Raw genomic sequence first — 421 nt, forward strand, 5'->3', positions numbered from 1 at the left:
CGACACGTCCATGTAGTCGACCTCGGACGGGTGGACGGCCTCGAACTCGCCGCCCTTGCGGCGGGCGAGCACGCGGGTCTCGGCGAAGGTGCCGTCGGCGTTCAGGGCCGTGTTGGCCTGCGCCACGACGTGCCGGTCCTCCTCGTCCGCGGTGAGGTAGTCGATCTCGTCGGTGACCCGGCCGTCGACGACGCGGCGGTAGGGGGTCTCGACGAAGCCGAACGAGTTGACCCGCCCGAAGGAGGACAGCGAGCCGATCAGGCCGATGTTCGGGCCTTCCGGCGTCTCGATCGGGCACATGCGGCCGTAGTGCGAGGGGTGCACGTCGCGGACCTCGAAGCCCGCGCGCTCACGCGACAGACCACCCGGGCCCAGGGCGGACAGACGCCGCTTGTGCGTCAGGCCGGCCAGCGGGTTGGTC

1 pseudogene is annotated in these 421 nt (G+C 71.5%); it reads right to left on the reverse strand.

Annotation, left to right across the window (positions count from 1 at the left end):
* Positions 1-421: pseudogene (locus HCK04_RS40610) on the reverse strand (DNA-directed RNA polymerase subunit beta); the annotation flags it as partial.

Origin of the sequence: Microbispora sp. CL1-1, from assembly GCF_012034195.1 — a bacterium.
Classification (GTDB): Bacteria; Actinomycetota; Actinomycetes; order Streptosporangiales; family Streptosporangiaceae; genus Microbispora.